Consider the following 20,307-nt stretch of genomic DNA (forward strand, 5'->3'; position numbering starts at 1 on the left):
TTTCTTCCTTTTTTGAAAAACTCAATGACGTCCGTTTGGGAGAATGTTTAATTTCGCCGTGAAATCATGGAATCGATTGATAGTATTACACTCAATTTTAGCAGGGAAAATATGTTTTTCCTCAACCTGAGCCTCGGGTTTATCATGTTTGGTGTTGCTCTCAACCTTAAGGTCTCTGATTTTCTGATGATCCTTCGACAACCCAGAGCAGTTATCGCTGGGATGTTATCGCAGTTCGTGGCGCTCCCAATGCTCACATTTATCATGATTCTGATCATAGAGCCCCGACCAAGCTTTGCCCTGGGTATGATGCTAGTGGCGGCGTGTCCGGGAGGTAATATTTCGAATTTTTTCTCATCAGTGGCACGTGGAAATATTGCCCTTTCAGTTAGTCTCACAGCTGTGTCAAGCGTTCTGGCCATATTGCTGACACCTCTGAACCTGGCCTTTTGGGCGGGATACTATGAGCCGACGGCCAGTTTACTTCAACAGGTAAACCTTGAATTTTCTGACGTGCTGAGAACAGTCCTAATTATCCTTGGAATACCGGTTGTTCTCGGAATGAGTTTTAACAGGTTTTTACCCGAAACTGCAAGGAAGCTTCATCCTTATACGCACTATGGGTCTATTTTGATCTTTGGAGCCATTCTGATTCTGGCCTTCATGGCCAACCTGGATATTTTTGTTAATTACATCTATTTAGTAGTGCTTCTGGTCTTTATGCACAATGCTATTGCCTTGATTACTGGTTTTCAGATAGGTAAAGTTTTTGGTGTTTCAGAGCAGGACCGGAGAACGATTTCTATTGAAACCGGCATCCAGAATTCGGGGCTGGGGTTACTGCTTATATTTGCGTTTTTTCAGGGACTTGGAGGAATGGCTATCGTAGCCGCCTGGTGGGGAATCTGGCATATTTTGGCCGGATTTGCAGTTTCATATTATTGGAAATCTAAAGTGATATTAACATAATGGCGCATCCTTTTTACTTGTTTGTAAAGGCAACTTCATGGCTAGGATTGAAGCTTTTTTTTGGTGGTGTTAAGCTTATTGACAAGCACAATATACCCAAGGATGGGGCGGTAATTTTTGCTCCGAATCATCAGGGTGCATTTATGGATGCTCTATTGTCTGGGGTTTATACTAAACGACCCGTACACTTTTTGACCAGGGCGGATATCTTCAAGAGTAAAGTGGTGATTTCCATATTAAAATCACTTCACATGATGCCGATCTATAGAATCAGAGATGGCATCCAAAGCCTCTCTCAGAATGATGCTGTTTTTGATACTTGTTTTGAGATACTTTCAAACGGCAAGGCAGTGTTGATTTTTCCAGAGGGGAATCATGGTCATGATTATTTTTTGCGCTCTATTTCTAAAGGGACTTCCCGACTGGCACTGGATGCCAGGGAATCGTTAGACCCGAATCTCAAGCTTTATATCGTCCCCATTGGCATTAATTACTTTTCGCATAGAAGACCTTTAGCAAAAGTGTTGATAAAATTCGGCAAGCCAATTGATACTAGTGACTATCATGACTTATACGATGAGCATAAACAGAGGGCATACAACAAATTCCGAGAGGATCTGACTGAGGGGATGAAAAGTACTTTGATACTTGCAGAAAATAGTGAGCACTACGAAAAGAAGCGGGATTTTATTTTTCAACCTAAACATCAAGATCTTCCTTTTGATCAGCTCAAGGAAATGGGCAACAGCGAAGATCCGGGAGTTAGGGAACAGAAGCCAAAAGGTGTGTTTGTCAGGTTTTTGATTGCCTTGTTTAGCCTACCAAATCTCCCAGCTTTATTGTCCCTGAAGAAATTTCTTCCGGTGATTAAGGATCCTGTTTTCACCATTTCACTGAAATACCTGGCAGGAGGGATTTTTCATATTATCTGGTGGATATTGATTGGAATTTTAGGTGGAGTATTAATTAGCTGGCAGGCAGGATTGTTATTTGTTGCTACGGCAATCATGTTCATGTTCGCCCGCCAAAAGCTGATAAGTTACTAATCCAGACTCGCTCTGAATTTTTCACGGTCATAGATCACGCGTCCATCTTCGTCCCATTCTTTGAGGATGACCGGGGGAGTGTCATCAAATGGCTCTAGTGGGTATTTAATCTCTCGCTTAACACGTGTGTTTGGGTAATATTCCCTCCAGATTCCCACTTTGTCATTGAATTGGTAATATCCAACCACAGCCAGATTTCCATTTGAATGATACGCGAAATATTCTCCCTGCTTTTCACCATAATGAACAGGAATAATTTCCTTCAACTGAGTTCTTTGAAAGTCATAATAAGACAACATGGATTGCTTTGTCCAGCCCTTCCAGTACACTTCCTTATCCATTAGGATATCATGCCTGCTTAAACGGACCCATCGGCCATGCTTCATTCCTTTGTAGAAGTACCCTTCCTCCAGAACCTGGTCACCCATTTTTTTTACATAATGGCCGTGTAAGACACCGGCGTAGCCTTTTTTGATCCGTGTGGAGTTAACGATCTTCTTTTTTTTGAAGTCATACCAATAAAAGTCTCTGACATATTCATCGGGACCCACATAATCCTTGTCCTTCAGGTAATGAAAGAGCTCCACTACCACTCTGTCTCCAAATCCATGACGGGTAAATCCTCTTTTGGTTTTTATGCCATAGAAGATCTTAGGGTTGATTTTTTTCTTCTTTTCTTTGACCTCAGTAACCTCTTCTTCAACATCCGCCTCCAAATCTATGGTGAGGGGGGTTTCATATTTGGTTTCAAATAGCTCTTCCAGACTCTCATCATCCTGAGCGTAAACCTGTAATGCAAGGAAGGAAAGCGATATGTAGAGTAATTTCTTCAAATTGAAAGTCAACCGGCGCAATGGGCTAACGCATAAAAAAGACAAATAGTGCGAACCTATGACCGAAGTATCAAAACTAAGTTTATTCTATCTCTATCCGATAATCGCAGTTGAAACTTTTATCAGAATCTAAAGACATGATACCTTCTTTTTTCGCAAGGTCTCCATCATGATCTTTGTGATCAGCAATACCGAACCACGGCTCAATGCATACAAATCTTGAAACCTGGTTCTTTGACCAGATGCCAAGGTATGGAAAACCTTGAAAATGGAATTTCAGCCATGTCTTGTCCATTGATACTAATGAGACGTTCGTCGACTTAAGATGCTTGAATACCAGGGCATCACGATCAAACAGTTCATCTGTAATCGGGATGATGCCCTTCTTCAATATGCTGTTGTCAGTTTCGCCTGAAAAAATACCATCTTCCAGTAGATGAATCGCGGCGTCTTCTGGTTTGTTGAATCGCAGTTGATAATCCGATCGCTTGCCTGCCAAAGTCATTGCACATTTGAAAGCCGGATGGCCACCAATAGAAAAATACATGCCATGTCTACCTGTATTTTTTACATGATATTGAGTTTGGATGGACTTTCCTTCCAGAGTGTATACGATTCTAAGTTCAAACTGGAAAGGATACTTTCTTAAAGTTTCTTCAGATGACGTCAGTAAAAACGAAATATTATTTTCGGATTGGGATTCAACCTCGAATTCCATATCTCTGGCAAATCCATGCTGCCCCATGCTATACTTTTTTCCTTCAAAATGGTACTCGTCATTCTTTAATCGGCCAACAAAGGGGAAAAGTACCGGGGTGTGCCTCGCCCAATGCGCAGGGTCAGCCTGCCAGATGTACTCCTGTCCCGTTTCTTTTAATATAAGGCTTACCAGCTCTGCCCCTTTTTTTTGAACTGTGGCTTTTATAAATTCGTTCTGAAGAACCATGGTTAAAGTATATTATCGCGGTTTTTGTAACTTTCTGTTTTGAACCAACCGCAAGATAAAAATTAGGGATATCAATTATAAGATACCTTTGTGCAATTAATCTTTAACGAACTAAGAAGTAATGTCTGAATTGACCAGCGATCTACCAGGCAATCTTCCCGAAGGCTTTGAAACTCGTAAAAACGAGGTTTGGAAGGAGTATATCAGGGAAGATTTACGATCGAAATTTATGATCTCGAACCTTGGTCGAGTTCTATCCTATCCCTCCAATAATCCGGAAAATCCAATACTCTTATCGGGCTATAAAAACATGGGATATTATGCCATTCCTACAAAGAAGAAGGATGGCAAGAATACGCTTATCTATGTCCATAAGCTGGTAGCAGAATTGTTTGTCCCTAACCCAGACAACTATAAGAAGTTGGTATTTAAGGACCGCAAGCGTGAGAATTGTCGTGCAGATAACCTTCAATGGATGAGCAAGGAAGAGTTTGCCGATGTGATGCGTGAGCGGAAAAGCGTTTATTACTATAAGCCCGATCATAAGCCAAATACGAAGTTGACTCCGGCGAAAGTGGCCCTGTTGAAGAAGATGATCAATGACCCTAATCGAAAGACCAGATACAAGATCATTGCCAAGCGATTCGGGATTAATATTGGAACCCTCTTTTCGATTAAAAGAGGAGACAGTTGGAAGGAAGTGGAGCCTTTGAAATAAGACAAAAAAAGCACAAACAGAGATGTTTGTGCTTTTCAAGTTTTGGAGTGGGGTTCGCTTAATTAGAAGCTATATCCACACTTCTATTAATAAAGTCAGTTAAATCCTTACCGGTCAACATACCTTGTGAAAGCAGAGCCCAGTCGTAGGCTTGTTTGGCCAACTTCACTTTTTCCTCTTCTGTTTCAGTTTCCACTATCTTTTTGGTGTAAGCATGGTTGGCATTAATAGCTACAGATAGGTTTAGAGGCATATCTCCAAACATCATCATACCTCCACCGCCGCCCTGGGCTTGCATGTCCTTCATTCTTCTAAGAAATTCAGGAAGAGTCACTGTAACAGGCATGTCATCAGTTGCCATTGGCTCAACGGACACTGTGTTCTTATCATCGTTAATTGCCTTTTTGAAAGCTTCTGTTACTGCCTCTTTTTCTTTATCAGAAAGCACAGACTCTTTCTTCTCGTCCTTGTCGATAAGCTTATCGATCACATCAGAATCAACACGCTTAAGCGTGATGCTCTCATTCTTTTGCTCAATATGTCCAATGAAATGACTGTCAATTGGCCCGTCCAGAATTAATACGTCGTAGTTTCGCTTTTTTGCTGTCTCAATATATCCGTGTTGTTTATCTACATCTGTAGCATACAGGAAGACAGTGTGTTTGTCCTTGTTTGTCTGAGTTGCCTCAACTTTGGCCTTATACTCTTCCACAGTGAAGAACTTGTCTTCAAGGTTTTTCAATAGCGTAAAATCTTTCGCTTTTTCCTCAAACTTCTCTTCGGAGATCATTCCATATTTGACGAAAACACCAATATCGCTCCATTTACTTTCGTATGACGAACGATCCTTTTTGAAGAGTTCACCCAGCTTATCTGCTACTTTCTTGGTGATGTATCCGTTGATCTTCTTCACATTTCCGTCGGCCTGCAGATAGCTTCGAGACACGTTTAGTGGAATGTCCGGAGAATCGATCACTCCATGAAGTAGTTGTAGGAAGTCTGGTACAATATTTTTTACTTCATCTGTTATAAATACCTGTCTGGAGTAAAGCTGAATTTGATTTCGCTGTACTTCAAAATCCTTTTTCAACTTAGGGAAGTAAAGAATACCCGTCAGGTTGAATGGGTAGTCAACGTTCAGGTGGATCCAGAAAAGAGGATCTTCTGAGAATGGATAAAGCTCTTTGTAAAAAGCCAGATAATCCTCGTCTTTCAGATCGCTTGGAGACTTGGTCCAAATTGGCTCGGTGTTGTTGATGATGTTATCAACCTTTACCGTCTTGTATTTTTTCTTACCGTCTTTGTCTTCGCCATCCTCTTCACTTTTCTCTTTCGTTCCAAACTTGATTGGAATCGGCAAGAACTTAGAGTATTTATCAAGAATCTGCTGAATTCTCTGTTCTTCAAGGAATTCTTCAGAGTCATCAGCTATGTGCAGGATGATAGTTGTACCACGGCTGTCTTTTTCAGCCTTGGTAATTTCAAATTCTGTATTACCATCACAAACCCAACGTGCCGGTTCAGCTCCTTCCTGGTGAGAAAGCGTGATGATCTCCACCTCTTTCGCTACCATGAAAGCAGAATAGAAACCTAGTCCAAAGTGTCCGATGATCTGTTGATCATCACCTTTGTCTTTATATTTCTCAATGAATTCCGTAGCTCCCGAGAAAGCGATTTGGTTGATGTATTTCTTTATTTCATCAGCCGTCATCCCGATACCTTTGTCAGATACGGTGATGGTCTTTTTGTCCTTGTCAAAGCTTACCTCGACAGTCAGGTCACCCAGTTCACCTTTGTACTCGCCAAGTGAAGCTAATCTTTTCAGCTTTTGGGTTGCGTCCACTGCATTGGAAACCAGCTCTCTTAGGAATATCTCATGATCTGAGTAGAGGAATTTCTTAATGATCGGAAAGATATTCTCGGTATGAATGGAAATTGTGCCTTTCTCTTGCATCTCTGTTTTCAAAAATTTGGTTTGTACTGCCGGGCAAGGATCAAATACTATTCCAGCTCATAAAATGTGACAAGTTGTCATTTTTAATGGCGGATTGACTTTTCAAGGAGAGAAAAGAGGGTATTCTATGACAAAGGGATTTGTCACAGAGGTAAGGCCCAGTGTAGAATTATTAATCTAAACTGACTGAAACTATTTGCTCCTAGGCTTTCAGGTTGGAAATGCTTTACCTAATCCTATCCGCACTTCTAACTAGTTTTTCATCTTTTTGGATGAAGTGCTTGGCCAGCCAATTGAAGAACAGCGCTGCTGCCGCGATGTAGCTGCCAATCTCAAATTCACCCTGATGGTTAGCGATGATAGGTTCGGCCCTGGTGGAGAAGAAATAGATCAAACCGATGGTTGCTCCTATGAAGAGTGAATTGACCGCACTCAATTTCATTTGAGTCATACGGTTTCGAAACTTGAAGATGGTGAACATGGCTATGCCGGATGCAAAAAGCGCTGCAAGTGAAATGTACCAGGTAGGTTTGGTAGAGATTTCAGCATCTGTAAGACCTCCTTGTGTGTAAACAAGGGAGTAGGCATTGATGTTTACGGTTTCGCTGCCATCCGGACTTACCTCTGACCACAGGGGCAGAAAAAGCACACCTAACATGATTAGACTTACCAGAAGTAAGAAAACGGATTGTATTCTTTGGACCATTGTTTCTTCAAATTTGGAGCAAAAGTGCAGTGTGCTTATCAAATAGACAATCAATATACTGTTAATTTGCGCAATGCGATTTTTTCTGGACATTTCTTACGAGGGGACATCCTACCATGGATGGCAGGTGCAGCACAATGCGCACACGGTCCAGGGAGAATTAAATCACGTGCTTTCAACATTGCTAAGAACACCGACGGAGTGTGTGGGGAGTGGAAGAACGGATGCAGGAGTACATGCAACTCATCAGGTCGCTCATTTTGATTTTGATAAAGAATTGGATCCGGATGATCTGGTTTATAAGCTAAATTCCTTTTTACCAGACACCATTGCTATCAATAGCTGTAGAGAAGTGAAGCCTGATGCTCATGCACGATTTGATGCAGAGTTGAGGTCTTACGAATACCATATTCATGGATTCAAGAATCCATTCAAAAAGGGGCTCTCTTACTTTTTTAATATTGATCTTGATTTGAAACTTATCTATGCTGCATGTGATTTGATTTGCGGGTGGGAGAACTTTCAGGCGTTTAGCAAGGTTCAAACAGATGTCAACACGTTTCTTTGTGAGATCAAGGAAATAAAGTGGGAGCAAACCAACGAGGCCTATGTTTTTCACGTTAGTGCCAACAGGTTTCTTAGAGGGATGGTCAGGGCTTTGGTAGGTACATTGTTGGATGTGGGGCAGGGAAGAACATCAGTGGATCAATTAAAGGAGATACTTAATAGCGGAGATAGGAAAAAGGCGGGAAGAGCGGTCCCGGCAGAAGGGTTATTTTTGACGAGGGTTTCATACCCTGAACATATTTATCTATAGTTTTTGGAAAAGGAAAAGGTAAGCGGGAAAATTGTTGATTTGAAGGTGCTGAAAAGGCTTTTTGTCTTTGCCAGGCCTTACCGGACACAATTCTTTCTGATGGTTTTTTTAACCTTCAGTCTGGCAATTGTTGTGCCTTTAAATCCATACCTCATTAGGCTGACCATTGATAACGAAGTTGCACAGGGCGATTATCAGGGCCTTGTGATGATGACTTCCATATTGCTGGCAATGTTGTTCATTCAGGCGATCGTACAGTACTATCATACATTCTTATCGGGGTGGTTAGGGCAATACATCATTAAGGATATAAGAACACAACTCTTCAGGCATGTTCAGAATCTTAAGCTAAAGTTTTTTGATAAAACGCCAATCGGGCGATTGGTAACACGAAATGTATCGGATATTGAAACGCTATCGGAGGTTTTTAGTACCGGGATAGCGGGAATCGCGGCGGATGTTCTTCAGTTGACAGTGATTCTGATTATTATGTTTAGCACGAGTTGGCAATTAACGTTGGTCAGTCTGGCCCTGCTACCGGTTTTACTCTTCGCCACCTATGTCTTTAAGGAAAAGGTCAAGGTTTCTTTTAATCAGGTTCGTACGGCTGTCAGCAATCTCAATACGTATGTCCAGGAGCACATTACCGGGATGAATATTGTGCAGATATTCAACGCCGAGGAGCGCGAGTACGAGAAGTTTAAGCAGATCAACACAGAGCACAAAAAGGCAAATATCAGATCGGTGATGTACTATTCGGTTTACTTTCCGGTGGCAGAGGTTATCCAGGCTGGAGGAATTGGGCTGGTTATTTGGTGGGGGGCCGGTGGTGTCATCCAGGAGCAGCTAACATTGGGTGTGCTCATCTCTTTCATTATGTATATTCAAATGTTCTTTCGACCCATACGTATGATAGCAGACCGCTTTAATACTTTGCAGATGGGGATTGTCAGCAGCAACCGGATACTGGATTTGTTGGATAGTACAGAGCACATTCCCGATAATGGTAATTATGCGCCTGATGAGATTGCCGGAGATGTCAGTTTTCAAAAGGTATGGTTTGCTTACAATGATGAAGACTGGGTACTGAGAGACGTAAATTTTGAGGTAAATAAGGGTGAAGTATTGGCGTTGGTAGGTGCCACGGGCGCTGGTAAGTCCTCCATCATTAACCTGCTAAACAGGTTTTATGATATCAACAATGGAAGTATCAGCCTGGATGGTCGCAATATCAGGGATTATCAGCTTGAAAATCTTAGGAGTCATATAGCGGTAGTATTGCAGGATGTTTTCCTGTTCTCTGACACTATTTATAATAACATCACTCTACGGAACCCGGATATTTCCATGGATAAGGTCAAAGAGGCTGCGGAGATGGTTGGAGCCAGAACGTTCATTGAGCGATTGCCAGGTGGCTTTGATTATAACGTGATGGAGCGGGGAGCTACCCTCTCAGTAGGCCAGCGTCAGTTGATTTCTTTCGTCAGGGCAATGGTATATGATCCTAAGATCATCGTGCTGGACGAAGCCACAAGTTCAGTAGATACTGAAACGGAGGAACTGATCCAATCGGCCATTCAAAAACTCATGAAGGGAAGAACCTCTATTGTTATAGCGCACCGACTTTCTACCATTCAAAATGCGGATAAAATCTTAGTTTTGGATAAAGGTGAAATTGTAGAAGAAGGAAAACATGACGAACTTCTCCGCAAGGATGGGCATTATGCTCAGCTTCACCGAATGCAATACAAAGAGGTGGTTAACGCATGAACCTAAAACAGCAAAAAATTTTATGGGGTAGCCTGATCGGATTACTCGTGATCATATTGGGTTGGAGTCTCTACATCATCTATGGAAATTTGGGTGGATTTGATGAGGTCAAGGTCTATAGACTAGAGCCTGCTCAAAGAACTGTTGTAGGCAAGTATTATAAAACACGGTATTCTGATAAGGCCCTAAAGGAGCAATTCGAAAGATGTCAGACGCTTATTGAATCAAATCATGTAAAAGGCGATTTGGTAGTTTTCAGTTATCAAAACCCGGATCTTGCCGCAAATGAAGTAGAACAATTCATTGGGATCATGCTAAAAGAAGATATAGCTGAGATTCCGGTGGATTTTGATATGAAGGAATTTAATTCCGGAGATAGATATGCTGTTTTTCTAAGTATGCATCCGCTGGTCCGAATGCCCGAGAAACAATACCGAAAGCTGTTGCGTGAAACCGCTTCAGGTGATGGTGGCAATCTTCAGGAATTTTTTGTTGAGATTTACTTTCCTGATAATTCCATGACTGTTGAGGTCTGGGTTCAATAGCTTTGATTATGCGCGCTGCTCTAAATATATTTCTATTCTTCGTCTTGTTTTCTCTGGTTTTCGCATGTGAAAATCAAAAGTCGGACAACACCCATTATGTTTATATAGCATCGGGAAGCCCTAAAGATTCTGTGGGTATCGCAGTTTTTGGATGGAAAGCAGGCGAACTGACTCCTGTGGGACTGATTGACGTACCGGCTTCCACATCTTACCTGGCAGTCGACACCCTCAATAAAAGGCTCTATAGTGTAGGAGACAAGATATCGGCCTTCAGCGTAGATAAGGCAGGTGACCTTAGTCTCATTAATCAGATTGAACCTAATGGAGAGGGAGCATGCCATGTGAGCATCTCTAATGATTATCGATTTTTATTGGTTGCCTATTATCGTTCGGGAAGTGCCTCCATGTATGGACTAGAGGAAAATGGGGGGATTGGAGAGCTGGTTTGGTCTGTTCAACACCATGGCTCTAGTGTTAATAAGGAAAGGCAGGAATCGGCTCATGCTCATATGATCTTACCTGCGCCAAACAGCAACCTGATTATCGTGCCTGATTTAGGAATTGATAAGGTGATGGTCTATTCTTCGGACTCAGCAGGTTACGTTTCTGAGGCGCCAATACCATTTGCAAACATTCGCCCGGGTGGCGGCCCAAGGCATGCTGCCTTTCATTCCAACGGTAGGTTTGTTTATGTATTGCATGAACTTACCGGACATGTGACAGGCTTTTCTTTTGATCCAAAACAGGGGATAGTGGATTCAATAAACACAGTACCAACATTACCTGAGGATTTCAAGGATTTTAACAAATCTGCGGACATTCACATCACTCCAAATGGGCAGTATCTGTATGCTTCTAATCGGGGGCATAATAGTCTGGCGGTCATGAGTGTTGATCAGTCCACCGGAGCCCTTAAATATTTGGGAACGCAGGATTGTGGTGGCGACTGGCCAAGAGCCTTTGCTGTTGATCCGTCTGGTGAATATTTGTTGATTGCCAATAAAAGATCCAATAGGATTTCAGTAATGAAGATCAATTATAAAACTGGCTTTTTTGAAAAAGTTAGTGAAGTTGATACCCCACTTGAACCACAGGGCATTCGGTTTATGTCAATGCCCTAGTTTCATTCTGATGTAGTTCTTATCCGATCAAAGGACTGTTAGATTAATAGCTCGTCTCATCTAATTTCACTTTTCCCCGAAAAGTGCGGTAAACAAAAATGGTGTAACCGATAACCAGAGGAGTTCCTATAGCGGCTATGGTGAGCATAATGCTCAACGATTTCTCTGATGCGGCGGCATTATAGATATCTATGTTATATGCCGGGTCGATAGTTGAAAGTAATAGCACAGGGTATAGCTCAATGGCTACTATGATCAGCAGAAAGCTCATTGTCACGGAGGAAAACAGGAATGCTTCTTTGTATTTCTTCTTCTTTGCTAATCTGGGTATGTTGGCGATACTCAAGAATGCCAGCAAGGGTACTCCGAACATTACTGGGTTTTGAGAGAAGGTATCTGAAAGGTGGGGAATGTAGATTAACGTATATAAGGTGGTGATCCCGAACGAAACCATAAAGAAGATCATGCCTTTTTTCAATAAGAATATGAGTTTGACAAATAACCTCCCCTCAGTTTTAAGCAGCAGATAGATGGCACCATGAACCATAAAGAGTGCCAGGGTAGTGATACCTACCATTAAGGCATAAGGATTGAGAAATTCAAAAAGAGCACCACCCTGATATTCGAAATTGTCTCCAATGGCAATGCCTTGAAGTACATTCCCCAGAACGATACCCAATAGAATGGAAAGAACGATACTTGATGTGCTATAAGCGATGTCCCAGGATTTTCTCCACCATTTCATGGTTTCCTTACTCCTAAATTCTATAGAGACAGCTCTAAAAATGATAAAGAGTAAGAAAAGCATAAACGGAATATACATGGCGGAAAACAATGAAGCGTAGAGTACCGGGAATCCGGCGAACAAAGCGCCACCACCAATTACCAGCCAGACTTCATTACCATCCCATACGGGACCAATAGCATTTAAGGCAATTCGGCGGCTTTCTTCTTTCTTAAAAAAAAGGTGCCATGCTCCGGCCCCGAAGTCAAACCCATCCAGAATGACATATCCGGAGAATAATGCTCCAACAACCAGGTACCAAAGTGTCGGATAATCCAAGCCTAAAAATGTCTGCATGTCCTCCATAATCAATTAAAAATTTGAGCAATGTCCTGCTGCATGGGATGGCTTTCAATATCACTTTCGTCATATGGGCCATGTTTGATTTTCTTATTTAGCAGGTAGATGAATAGGGCAAAAAGCAATAAGTAAACAAGAAAAAACATGATCAGCGAGAACCATACCTGATTGGCCGTAACGCTCGCAGAGAGTGCATCCGATGTGCGCAGCAATCCATATACGACCCATGGCTGTCGGCCCATTTCTGCAGCAAACCAACCAGCCTGATTAGCTATTTGCGGGAGCAAAGTGGCAAACACAAAAACGACCAGTAACCACTTCTGATTGAAAAGCGTCCCTCTCCACCAAAAGAAGACGCCGAGGAGGCTCAGGGCAATGAGACTCATTCCAATAGCCACCATGAGATGGTAAAACTGAAATACCGCGTTCACTTGTGATGGGCGCTCATTTTCGGGGAAAGCGTTTAGTCCGGTGACAGGCTCTTCAAAGTTTTGATGTAATAAATAGGATAAACCTCCAGGAACCTTAATTCCGGTTACCTTTTGGCTTTCCTTATCTACCCAGCCAAATAGGTACATGTCGGCAGGCGCAGACTTTTCAAAATGTCCTTCCAAAGCGGCCAGTTTAGGGGGTTGATTTTTGGCCACGCCATCTGCGGACTTATGTCCGGTAAAAAGCTGCCCGAGTGAGAACACCGTGGCAACGATCAATGCAATCCGAAAGGCTTTCCTGGAAATGTCTGTATAGCGCCCCTTGATGAGATAATAGGCATGTACACTCAGCACCAAAAATGCACCTGATAGAAACGCACCCAGCCAAACGTGAGAGAGCCGTTCCATGCTGGAAGGATTGAAGACCATGGCCCAAAAATCCGTAATCTCTGCCCTGGCATTCATGCCTTCTCCTACGATGTGATATCCGGACGGAGTTTGCTGCCAGCTATTGGCAATGACAATCCAAACTGCTGAAAACATTGAGCCAAAGAATACGCCACAGGTGGCCACCAAATGTACCCAGGGCTTCACCCTGTTCCATCCAAATAGTAATACACCAAGGAACCCGCTTTCCAGAGCAAAGGCAAAAATCCCTTCGGCTGCCAGGGCGCTTCCAAAAATGTCGCCAACATATTTTGAATAAGTTGCCCAGTTGGTTCCGAACTCAAACTCCATGACGATTCCTGTGGCCACCCCAATACCGAAGGTCAATGCAAAAATCTTAGTCCAGAAACGGGCGAGGATTTCATAGTCCTTGTTGCCTGTTTTTATATAAAGCCCTTCAAATATGACCAGAATCAGTCCAATACCAATACTTAGAGGCGGGTAGATGTAGTGAAATGCAACAGTAAAAGCAAATTGTATTCGGGAGAGAATTTCTACATCCATAGCCTGTTATTTTGCAGATGCTAAGGTACTATCTCAGTGATTTTCAGCCGAATGAAAACAGGCTTTTTTCTGACTTTTTAGGATATGTTGACAGTATATTTTTCCTGATTGTTATATCTATAGAGAGGAGGGTAAAGGGGAATAGAAAATGAATGTTTAGTGAAAGAAGGAAACTTCCAGTTTTCTTGTGGCTTCTTTAATTTTTTGAATTTTTGAAAGGACATACTCAGTAGACATGGATGGATCACTGGTAATGTCATTCATTTCAGAATAGATCATGACCTCACTTTCTCTTCGATCTCCTTCAGACATCTGCAGTGCGGTTTTGACGTGTTCCTTAGCGAAATCAATGGCTTTATGCGCTTTCGAAAGTTCCTCTGCTTTGACAAGTTCTTCTGCGGTAATGATTTGCATGTAGGTAAGGGCCAGCAATACTTCTATGCAGGGGGTGGTGAGTTGTTCAACACTGTCCACTTTGTCCGGAAGTAGATTGTATACCAATTTTAGATCTTTGAGAGAAGGGCTGAGCAGATCATTGGTTTCTGTATCAGCTTCCGCCCTGATTTTTTCAAGTGATATGATACCCAATGCGAGTTCACCCTTACTTCGTTCGAGTTCTGCATCCTTAAAGTACAATTTAGAATTCTTCAGATAGTAATCTGGTTCCAGAGCGTCATGGGTGAGTGTAATAGGGTGAATGGTCTCCAAAATATAGGTTACGCCACTCATTGCGCCTATTATTAAAAGGATAATCCCGATATGGCCAATAGTTTTCATGATTTAAAAAGCTAAGATTCTAACTCAATTGAAAACACATCTATAAGATAATAAATTTTAATTTCATTGGTCAAAACGGCCACTATAAGGGCGTTTCTACGACGATTTGAAGGTTAATCTTAGACGAAGTCCAGATTTTTTTTAAAAAAATATTCACTTCAATGAAACAATATATATGTATGTACAGTTAATGTATGTACATATTAATATTAGAGATTTAAAAAAAGAGATATGGAAACGCTTACAACAACAAAATGGGCAATAGACAGCACTCATAGTGAAGTGCAGTTTAAGGTGAAACACCTGGTTATTTCAACGGTTACCGGGGCTTTTAAGGAATTTGAAGGCGAATTAGAGGCAGAATCAGAAGATTTTGATGGAGCAAAGGCCAGGTTTAAACTCAATACGGCAAGTGTGGATACCAATGTTGCGGATAGAGATGCACACCTTAAAAGTACAGATTTCTTTGATGCCGAAAATTTTCCTCAAATTTCGTTTGAGGGACACCTAAATAAAGTTGGAGAGGATAGCTACAAGCTTACAGGTCCGTTGACCATTAAGGATACTTCAAGGGAGATTTCCTTGAATGTGGAATTAGGAGGTACAACCGTAGACGGTTATGGACAAACCAAGGCCGGATTTGAAATCAATGGAGTGATCAATAGAAAGGAATTTGGGTTGACATGGAGTATGCTGACCGAGGCAGGCGGTGTAGTTGTTGGAGATGAGGTCAAACTTCAGCTCAATGTGCAGTTGGTAAAATCATAAATTTTGGTGATTCATTAGGCGGTTAAGCACCCGGAAATTTTTCTGGGTGCTTTTTTCATTTCTGCTATTCGCGTATTTCCCAATTAATATAATAGCTCGCCCTTTCTGCCCCTTCTTCATCCCGAACTAACAGTTCCGTAAAACGTCCCGGATCGAGACTGGTTATTTCCAACTGAAAAACGCCCAGATGATCATCCTTTGAGGTTAGATCGTATTCCCAAAGATCGAGTTTTAAGGTGCCGGTTCGCTCAATTTTTATGCTTAGCCCGATATGCAAAGTTTCATCGGTATCTATCTGTTGATATTTTCCCTTTTGTGGCCATATTTTCTTATCCCTGAATTTCAGATAGATTTCGTCTTTATCAGATTCTTCAGGCACCTCACACACAATTGAAGATAATTTTAGAGTAGGCATAGGACGGTCAAATAGTATAGGGATAAAAAATTTAATAAATCTATTAATAAATTAAGGAAAAGGGCAATTCAAAAATGACCTTCCAGGCTTGTATAGCTTTTTTGATCAATTTCATTCAGCAATAATCTGCCCATAAGCAGAAGGTTTTAACTCCTCCAGGTGTAGGTCGTCAATAGCTTGTACGGCTCGTTTATTAAGTCTTTCGAAAAGGGCATACTGTTCTACCACTTCTTTAAATTTTTGGTTTTCACCATTGAGAAGTAAGTAGTAGAACTGGATTACAACCTCTTGTTCTGTCAGGTGGGGTTTTATGATATTGACATAAAAAGAAGGATCCAAGCTCTTATCATGCACTAAAAAAAGGAGGGCTTTGTAGCTTTCTATGTAGTGTGAGAGGGTGTTTCTATAACTATCGAATACATGCCTGAAACTGGTCTCGAAGGTTTGGGTGTCTAGAGTTTGGGAACTCCCATCAGTCTTTCTTTTTTTCCTGGTATCTGCAACCATTTTCTTAAAATCCGCATACATCTTGTCGAATCCGTTACCACCATCCTGAACCTCAATTCGTTTTGCGGCAGCCAAATGAAAATCCAATAATTGAAAGAAAGTATTTTCAAATTGCTGAATCTCAATGGTTCTGGACTGACTGGCAAGGATATGCCGTGTTTCCAGTAGTTCCTCACGCTGTAACTCCAGTTCCTTGCGCTGGTAAATCAACGCCAGGTAAAAAAGGATGATTCCAGCCAGGGACCAAATAGAACCAACCGCCCCTCCAAAAAATTCACCCAACATACTAAGCGTATCAAGGTCACTCTCAACAGTGAGGTCCAGATCTTTAACATTGGTGAATACAAAATAAATCAGACCGAAGCCTGAAAGGATAGCGAAGGCAGCGGCTGCGCCAAGAAATTTAACAAAAAATGGTTTGAATGGAGATCTTGCTGATGGCATATATAAAAGCGGAATTCAGGTTGATGTACTAATTACTAAGATAGATACAATTTTCAGCTCATCTTGTTATTCTGGTGAAGAATACCCGTTAAAGGGGCTTAATCCTCCGGTGATAAACAAACATATCCGTGTTTGGAATGCTTAATTACTAAAATGAGATTACTTTTTTGTGCTCCGCACTTTCAAAGGCGGCATCAATTATTTTCATCACATTGACACCATCCTGAGCAGTTACCGGTTCCGGCTCTCCGTTGGCTATGGCCTGATATACACCTTCATAATAATCTTTATAGTTACCGGTATGCGTTGGAATGTTTTTTCTAATAACCTTTCCTTCGATTTCCGTGTGTAGCAATCCTTCTTCTACTACTGGTTCGATACCATAATCGTCATCGTCAGGCTTTTTGTTCAGTTTTAGCTGATCTTCCTGTACATCACCTCTGGATTTCAGAAAGCTGCCTTTTGTGCCATGCAGGATGTATGAGGGCCCCATCTCTCGAAAGAAATAGCCCCCTTTGATATGCACTCTGAAAGCATCATATTTTAACAAAATATCAAAATAATCATCCACTTCTGAATCCTTTCTGGTGATCGCGATATCGGCAAACACGGACTTAGGCATGCCAAAAAGATCGAGTGCCTGATCTATCACATGAGGGCCGAGATCTTTCATAATACCGGCTCCTGGGCTGGGCTTTTCTTTGTGGGTCTTTGGGCTGAGATTGGGGTTATACCGAAGAAATCCGATAGTTGCTTCAACCACCTCACCAATCATTCCATTTTGGATTACCTCCTTAACAGTTTTAAAGTCGCTATCCCATCTTCGATTTTGAAAAACACATAGTTTGAGCCCTTTGCTTTTCGCCAAATCCCTCAATTCTTCTGCCTCCTGGGTAGTTGTAGTAAATGCCTTTTCCACTACGGCGTGTTTACCCGCTTCCAGTACTTTTTTGGTGTACTCGTAATGGGTATATGTCGGCGTGTTTACAACAACGAGATCCACATTGGGATCATCCAGCACTGCCTCCTTGCTTTCGTAACTTTTAACTTCAGGATAGAATTCCTGAATCTTTTTTGTGGTTCGCTCCCATGCACCTAACAGCGTGAATCCAGGGTGAAGATGAATAAATGGGGCGTGAAAGACATGTCCTGACATACCAAACGACAGTAGTGCGGCATTGATGTTTTTCATATTTGTTCAGGGTTTTGGGTCATCAATTTAGCTTGTATTATGGTTGCAATAGATAATGCTCTTGTTTTTGCGGTATCTGCATTCTGCCCAATGAATAGCTCGTCCACGGTTGCTTCAAACAGGTTGAGCCAGCGATTGAAATGCTTTTCTTTCAATGGGCTTTTGCTGTTGAGGTCTAGATGCGCCTGCATGGGGTTCCCGCGATAAACATTCTTCTGCAAGAGCATCGACTCCCAAAAGTCGTACATAATTGGAATGTGCTTTTCCCAATCAAGTTTTACAACGTTGTTAAAGAAATGGCCAATAAGCTCATCTGCAATGACTTTTTTGTAAAACTCATCTACCATGAGCTGTATATCTGCCCTCGATTGAATATCCTTTTTTGACATATCAGGCTTCTACTTCTTCAGAATCACTCTGAAGTTGCTTATCGTGCAGTTCTTTATAAACGCCGCCGGCCTCAAGCAACGATTCGTTGGTGCCCTGCTCGACGATGTAGCCATCATCCAATACGATTACTTTATCTGCCAGTTTTGCCGAAGAAACCCGGTGACTGATAATAACCGAAGTTCTGCCTTTCATGATACGGGTCATGGCATTCAGGATGGTATTTTCTGTTTTGGTGTCTACTGCAGACAAAGCATCATCCAGGATCAGAATTTTTGGTTCTTTGGCAATAGCCCGTGCGATGGAAACCCGTTGTTTTTGTCCGCCCGATAAAGTAATTCCACGCTCACCAACCCGCGTCTCAAAGCCATTTGGGAACCTATCAATATTTTCAAGCAGGTCAGCGTCCTCGGCTGCTTTTTTAACGGCCTCCTTTCTCATTCCCTCCTTGCCAAATGCGATGTTTTCAGCTATTGTGTCAGAAAAGAGGAAGACATCCTGAGGAACGTAGCCAATCTGGCTTCTGATTTTTTGAAGGTTATAAGCCTTGATGTCTCTTTTGTCTATCGAGATCTCCCCGGAACTTGCATCGTACATGCGGCAGATCAGGTTGGCTATCGTTGATTTTCCGGAGCCTGTGGTGCCAATAATGGCAATAGATTCGCCGGGTGCTACTTCAAATGAAATGTTTTTTAAGGCCTGAATACCTGAATCCGGGTAAGTAAAGGAGACATCATTAAACCGAATATGCCCATCGACTTCCAATTCCAGATTTTCGGTGGTTTCAATCTCATTTTTCGTTTGAAGAAATTCATTGATCCGCTTTTGCGAAGCCGCAGCTCTTTGAATAATACTTGTGATCCACCCCAGTGAAGTCACCGGCCAGGTCAGCATATTGACATAGATAATGAACTCGGCAATGTTACCGGTACTGATTGCTCCGTTAAACACCTCAATTGACCCAATATAAACCGTAACGATCACGCTAAAGCCAATGAGGCCCATGATGAGTGGAAAGAAGAACGCCTGAACCAGTGCCAGTTTCAGAGATTTGTCTTTATACTCATCGCTTGCTTTGGCAAACTCATGGTTGATGTCTTCCTCACGGACAAATGCTTTAATGACTCTAATTCCTGAAAAAGCCTCCTGCACAAATGTGGAAAGGCCGGACAGGCTTTCCTGGATTTCTTCCGATCGTTTATTAATAATGTTATTAACGAAATAAATACTGACCGAAAGAAGGGGTAGCGGAAGCAAAGAATACAACGTCAGTGTTGGGTTGATATAGATCATATAAGGGATAACCATGGCAAAAAGCGTGGCCAGGTTAATTCCATACATTATTGCAGGCCCGACATACATTCTTACCCGGCTGACATCCTCAGATATCCGGTTCATTAGGTCCCCCGTATTGTTTCTTCGATAAAAACTCAACGGCAGGGTTTGGTAATGATCATAAATCTCATTTTTGAGATCATATTCAATCAGGCGAGACATCACGATGATGGTTTGCCGCATGAAGAACATAAAGACTCCGCGAAGTAGCGCAGCACATAAAATGACCATTCCGAGGATCAGCACACTCGAAGTAATCATGCTTAAAGACTCTGATTGCAGCTCGAAACCTTCGAAAGATTGAAAAATTTTAAAATTATTTTGAAGAAGGTCGAAAGAATATCTTACAACCACAGCGGGGATAATGCCAAAGAAATTAGAGATGATTATAAAAATCGCCCCAAGAATCAAATGCCATTTATACTTTTTAAGGTATTTATTAAGGTGTGTTAAGTCTTTCACAGAGGTTAAAACGATCTGAGAGTTAAATAGTTATTACTCTATAACCCTCTAAATTTGGGCAAAATGAGAGTCAACTTAAAGATTGCGAACAGCCGTACAGGTGCGACAGGTTCCCGATTGGTCAACTTT

The 20,307-nt window shown here is 41.8% G+C and carries 20 protein-coding genes; 8 read left to right on the forward strand and 12 right to left on the reverse strand.

Translation table 11 applies throughout. The features are described 5' to 3' along the window. Positions 1-66: 66 nt before the first annotated feature. Both NXR94_RS03125 and NXR94_RS03130 read left to right on the forward strand, forming a co-directional pair. Entirely contained in the window at positions 67-969 is a 903-nt protein-coding gene (locus NXR94_RS03125) for a bile acid:sodium symporter family protein (RefSeq protein ID WP_258103113.1), read from the forward strand. Next, on the forward strand, positions 969-2,015 hold the full coding sequence (locus NXR94_RS03130) for a lysophospholipid acyltransferase family protein (protein ID WP_258103114.1): 1,047 nt from the start codon (positions 969-971) through the stop codon (positions 2,013-2,015). Before NXR94_RS03125 ends, NXR94_RS03130 begins: the two co-directional genes overlap by 1 nt. Here NXR94_RS03130 and NXR94_RS03135 read toward each other — a convergent pair. Continuing rightward, positions 2,012-2,848 carry a toxin-antitoxin system YwqK family antitoxin gene (locus NXR94_RS03135; protein ID WP_258103115.1) on the reverse strand — a complete coding sequence of 279 codons (837 nt, stop codon included), beginning with the start codon at positions 2,846-2,848 and terminating at the stop codon, positions 2,012-2,014. The genes NXR94_RS03130 and NXR94_RS03135 overlap by 4 nt on opposite strands. Before the next feature lie 82 nt (positions 2,849-2,930). Then, complete coding sequence (locus tag NXR94_RS03140) at positions 2,931-3,794, reverse strand: aldose 1-epimerase family protein (protein WP_258103116.1); 864 nt, start codon at positions 3,792-3,794, stop codon at positions 2,931-2,933. A gap of 121 nt (positions 3,795-3,915) precedes the next feature. On the opposite strand from NXR94_RS03140, the gene NXR94_RS03145 reads away from it, so the two are divergent. Then, entirely contained in the window at positions 3,916-4,512 is a 597-nt protein-coding gene (locus tag NXR94_RS03145; protein ID WP_258103117.1) for an HNH endonuclease, read from the forward strand. 58 nt (positions 4,513-4,570) lie between these two features. Here the strand turns inward: NXR94_RS03145 and htpG are convergent, their stop codons facing one another. Both htpG and NXR94_RS03155 read right to left on the reverse strand, forming a co-directional pair. Beyond that, positions 4,571-6,466, reverse strand: coding sequence for a molecular chaperone HtpG (gene htpG, locus NXR94_RS03150; RefSeq protein ID WP_258103118.1), 1,896 nt, complete (start codon positions 6,464-6,466; stop codon positions 4,571-4,573). A gap of 226 nt (positions 6,467-6,692) precedes the next feature. Then, the gene (locus NXR94_RS03155; RefSeq protein ID WP_258103119.1) at positions 6,693-7,172 is read right to left on the reverse strand and encodes a DUF4293 domain-containing protein; all 480 of its coding nucleotides are present in this window, start codon (positions 7,170-7,172) and stop codon (positions 6,693-6,695) included. A gap of 73 nt (positions 7,173-7,245) precedes the next feature. Here NXR94_RS03155 and truA point away from each other — a divergent pair, with 73 nt between their 5' ends. The 4 genes from truA to NXR94_RS03175 are packed head-to-tail and all read left to right on the forward strand — an operon-like array spanning position 7,246 to position 11,425. Next, the gene (truA, locus tag NXR94_RS03160) at positions 7,246-7,989 is read left to right on the forward strand and encodes a tRNA pseudouridine(38-40) synthase TruA (protein ID WP_258103120.1); all 744 of its coding nucleotides are present in this window, start codon (positions 7,246-7,248) and stop codon (positions 7,987-7,989) included. Between the two features lie 3 nt (positions 7,990-7,992). Beyond that, complete coding sequence (locus NXR94_RS03165) at positions 7,993-9,759, forward strand: ABC transporter ATP-binding protein (protein WP_258103121.1); 1,767 nt, start codon at positions 7,993-7,995, stop codon at positions 9,757-9,759. Continuing rightward, on the forward strand, positions 9,756-10,304 hold the full coding sequence (locus tag NXR94_RS03170; RefSeq protein ID WP_258103122.1) for a hypothetical protein: 549 nt from the start codon (positions 9,756-9,758) through the stop codon (positions 10,302-10,304). Before NXR94_RS03165 ends, NXR94_RS03170 begins: the two co-directional genes overlap by 4 nt. An 8-nt stretch (positions 10,305-10,312) precedes the next feature. Then, positions 10,313-11,425, forward strand: coding sequence for a lactonase family protein (locus NXR94_RS03175; RefSeq protein WP_258103123.1), 1,113 nt, complete (start codon positions 10,313-10,315; stop codon positions 11,423-11,425). 43 nt (positions 11,426-11,468) lie between these two features. On the opposite strand, the gene cydB is transcribed toward NXR94_RS03175, so the two are convergent. The 3 genes from cydB to NXR94_RS03190 all read right to left on the reverse strand — a co-directional run bounded on the left by cydB (position 11,469) and on the right by NXR94_RS03190 (position 14,668). Next, complete coding sequence (gene cydB, locus NXR94_RS03180; RefSeq protein ID WP_258103124.1) at positions 11,469-12,506, reverse strand: cytochrome d ubiquinol oxidase subunit II; 1,038 nt, start codon at positions 12,504-12,506, stop codon at positions 11,469-11,471. Between the two features lie 11 nt (positions 12,507-12,517). After that, positions 12,518-13,891 carry a cytochrome ubiquinol oxidase subunit I gene (locus tag NXR94_RS03185; RefSeq protein WP_258103125.1) on the reverse strand — a complete coding sequence of 458 codons (1,374 nt, stop codon included), beginning with the start codon at positions 13,889-13,891 and terminating at the stop codon, positions 12,518-12,520. Between the two features lie 156 nt (positions 13,892-14,047). Next, positions 14,048-14,668: a hypothetical protein gene (locus NXR94_RS03190; protein ID WP_258103126.1), complete on the reverse strand. Its 621-nt coding sequence runs from the start codon at positions 14,666-14,668 to the stop codon at positions 14,048-14,050. 231 nt (positions 14,669-14,899) lie between these two features. On the opposite strand from NXR94_RS03190, the gene NXR94_RS03195 reads away from it, so the two are divergent. Further along, complete coding sequence (locus NXR94_RS03195; protein ID WP_258103127.1) at positions 14,900-15,436, forward strand: YceI family protein; 537 nt, start codon at positions 14,900-14,902, stop codon at positions 15,434-15,436. Between the two features lie 64 nt (positions 15,437-15,500). Here the strand turns inward: NXR94_RS03195 and NXR94_RS03200 are convergent, their stop codons facing one another. The 5 genes from NXR94_RS03200 to NXR94_RS03220 form a co-directional block, all read right to left on the reverse strand. Next, a complete protein-coding gene (locus NXR94_RS03200) occupies positions 15,501-15,851 on the reverse strand; it encodes a hypothetical protein (protein WP_258103128.1) in 351 nt (116 codons plus the stop codon). A gap of 111 nt (positions 15,852-15,962) precedes the next feature. After that, entirely contained in the window at positions 15,963-16,802 is an 840-nt protein-coding gene (locus tag NXR94_RS03205) for a putative phage abortive infection protein (RefSeq protein ID WP_258103129.1), read from the reverse strand. A 148-nt stretch (positions 16,803-16,950) separates the two neighbouring features. After that, positions 16,951-17,994, reverse strand: a complete 1,044-nt coding sequence (locus tag NXR94_RS03210; protein ID WP_258103130.1) for a Gfo/Idh/MocA family oxidoreductase — start codon at positions 17,992-17,994, stop codon at positions 16,951-16,953. Further along, positions 17,991-18,383, reverse strand: coding sequence for a group III truncated hemoglobin (locus NXR94_RS03215; RefSeq protein WP_258103131.1), 393 nt, complete (start codon positions 18,381-18,383; stop codon positions 17,991-17,993). The genes NXR94_RS03210 and NXR94_RS03215 overlap by 4 nt, the downstream gene beginning before the upstream one ends. A gap of 1 nt (position 18,384) precedes the next feature. Then, complete coding sequence (locus NXR94_RS03220) at positions 18,385-20,178, reverse strand: ABC transporter ATP-binding protein (protein WP_258103132.1); 1,794 nt, start codon at positions 20,176-20,178, stop codon at positions 18,385-18,387. Between the last annotated feature and the right edge of the window lie 129 nt (positions 20,179-20,307).

It is taken from the genome of Marinoscillum sp. MHG1-6, assembly GCF_024714475.1.
Lineage (GTDB): Bacteria > Bacteroidota > Bacteroidia > Cytophagales > Cyclobacteriaceae > JAMZMI01.

Coding starts and splice junctions, on each gene's coding strand:
- NXR94_RS03145 (WP_258103117.1), top strand. CDS start 3,916: ATGTCTGAATTGACCAGCGATCTACCAGGCAATCTTCCCGAAGGCTTT.
- NXR94_RS03125 (WP_258103113.1), top strand. CDS start 67: ATGGAATCGATTGATAGTATTACACTCAATTTTAGCAGGGAAAATATG.
- NXR94_RS03170 (WP_258103122.1), top strand. CDS start 9,756: ATGAACCTAAAACAGCAAAAAATTTTATGGGGTAGCCTGATCGGATTA.
- NXR94_RS03185 (WP_258103125.1), bottom strand. CDS start 13,891: ATGGATGTAGAAATTCTCTCCCGAATACAATTTGCTTTTACTGTTGCA.
- NXR94_RS03200 (WP_258103128.1), bottom strand. CDS start 15,851: ATGCCTACTCTAAAATTATCTTCAATTGTGTGTGAGGTGCCTGAAGAA.
- NXR94_RS03210 (WP_258103130.1), bottom strand. CDS start 17,994: ATGAAAAACATCAATGCCGCACTACTGTCGTTTGGTATGTCAGGACAT.
- NXR94_RS03215 (WP_258103131.1), bottom strand. CDS start 18,383: ATGTCAAAAAAGGATATTCAATCGAGGGCAGATATACAGCTCATGGTA.
- NXR94_RS03130 (WP_258103114.1), top strand. CDS start 969: ATGGCGCATCCTTTTTACTTGTTTGTAAAGGCAACTTCATGGCTAGGA.
- NXR94_RS03195 (WP_258103127.1), top strand. CDS start 14,900: ATGGAAACGCTTACAACAACAAAATGGGCAATAGACAGCACTCATAGT.
- NXR94_RS03155 (WP_258103119.1), bottom strand. CDS start 7,172: ATGGTCCAAAGAATACAATCCGTTTTCTTACTTCTGGTAAGTCTAATC.
- NXR94_RS03175 (WP_258103123.1), top strand. CDS start 10,313: ATGCGCGCTGCTCTAAATATATTTCTATTCTTCGTCTTGTTTTCTCTG.
- NXR94_RS03205 (WP_258103129.1), bottom strand. CDS start 16,802: ATGCCATCAGCAAGATCTCCATTCAAACCATTTTTTGTTAAATTTCTT.
- htpG (WP_258103118.1), bottom strand. CDS start 6,466: ATGCAAGAGAAAGGCACAATTTCCATTCATACCGAGAATATCTTTCCG.
- truA (WP_258103120.1), top strand. CDS start 7,246: ATGCGATTTTTTCTGGACATTTCTTACGAGGGGACATCCTACCATGGA.
- NXR94_RS03140 (WP_258103116.1), bottom strand. CDS start 3,794: ATGGTTCTTCAGAACGAATTTATAAAAGCCACAGTTCAAAAAAAAGGG.
- NXR94_RS03190 (WP_258103126.1), bottom strand. CDS start 14,668: ATGAAAACTATTGGCCATATCGGGATTATCCTTTTAATAATAGGCGCA.
- cydB (WP_258103124.1), bottom strand. CDS start 12,506: ATGCAGACATTTTTAGGCTTGGATTATCCGACACTTTGGTACCTGGTT.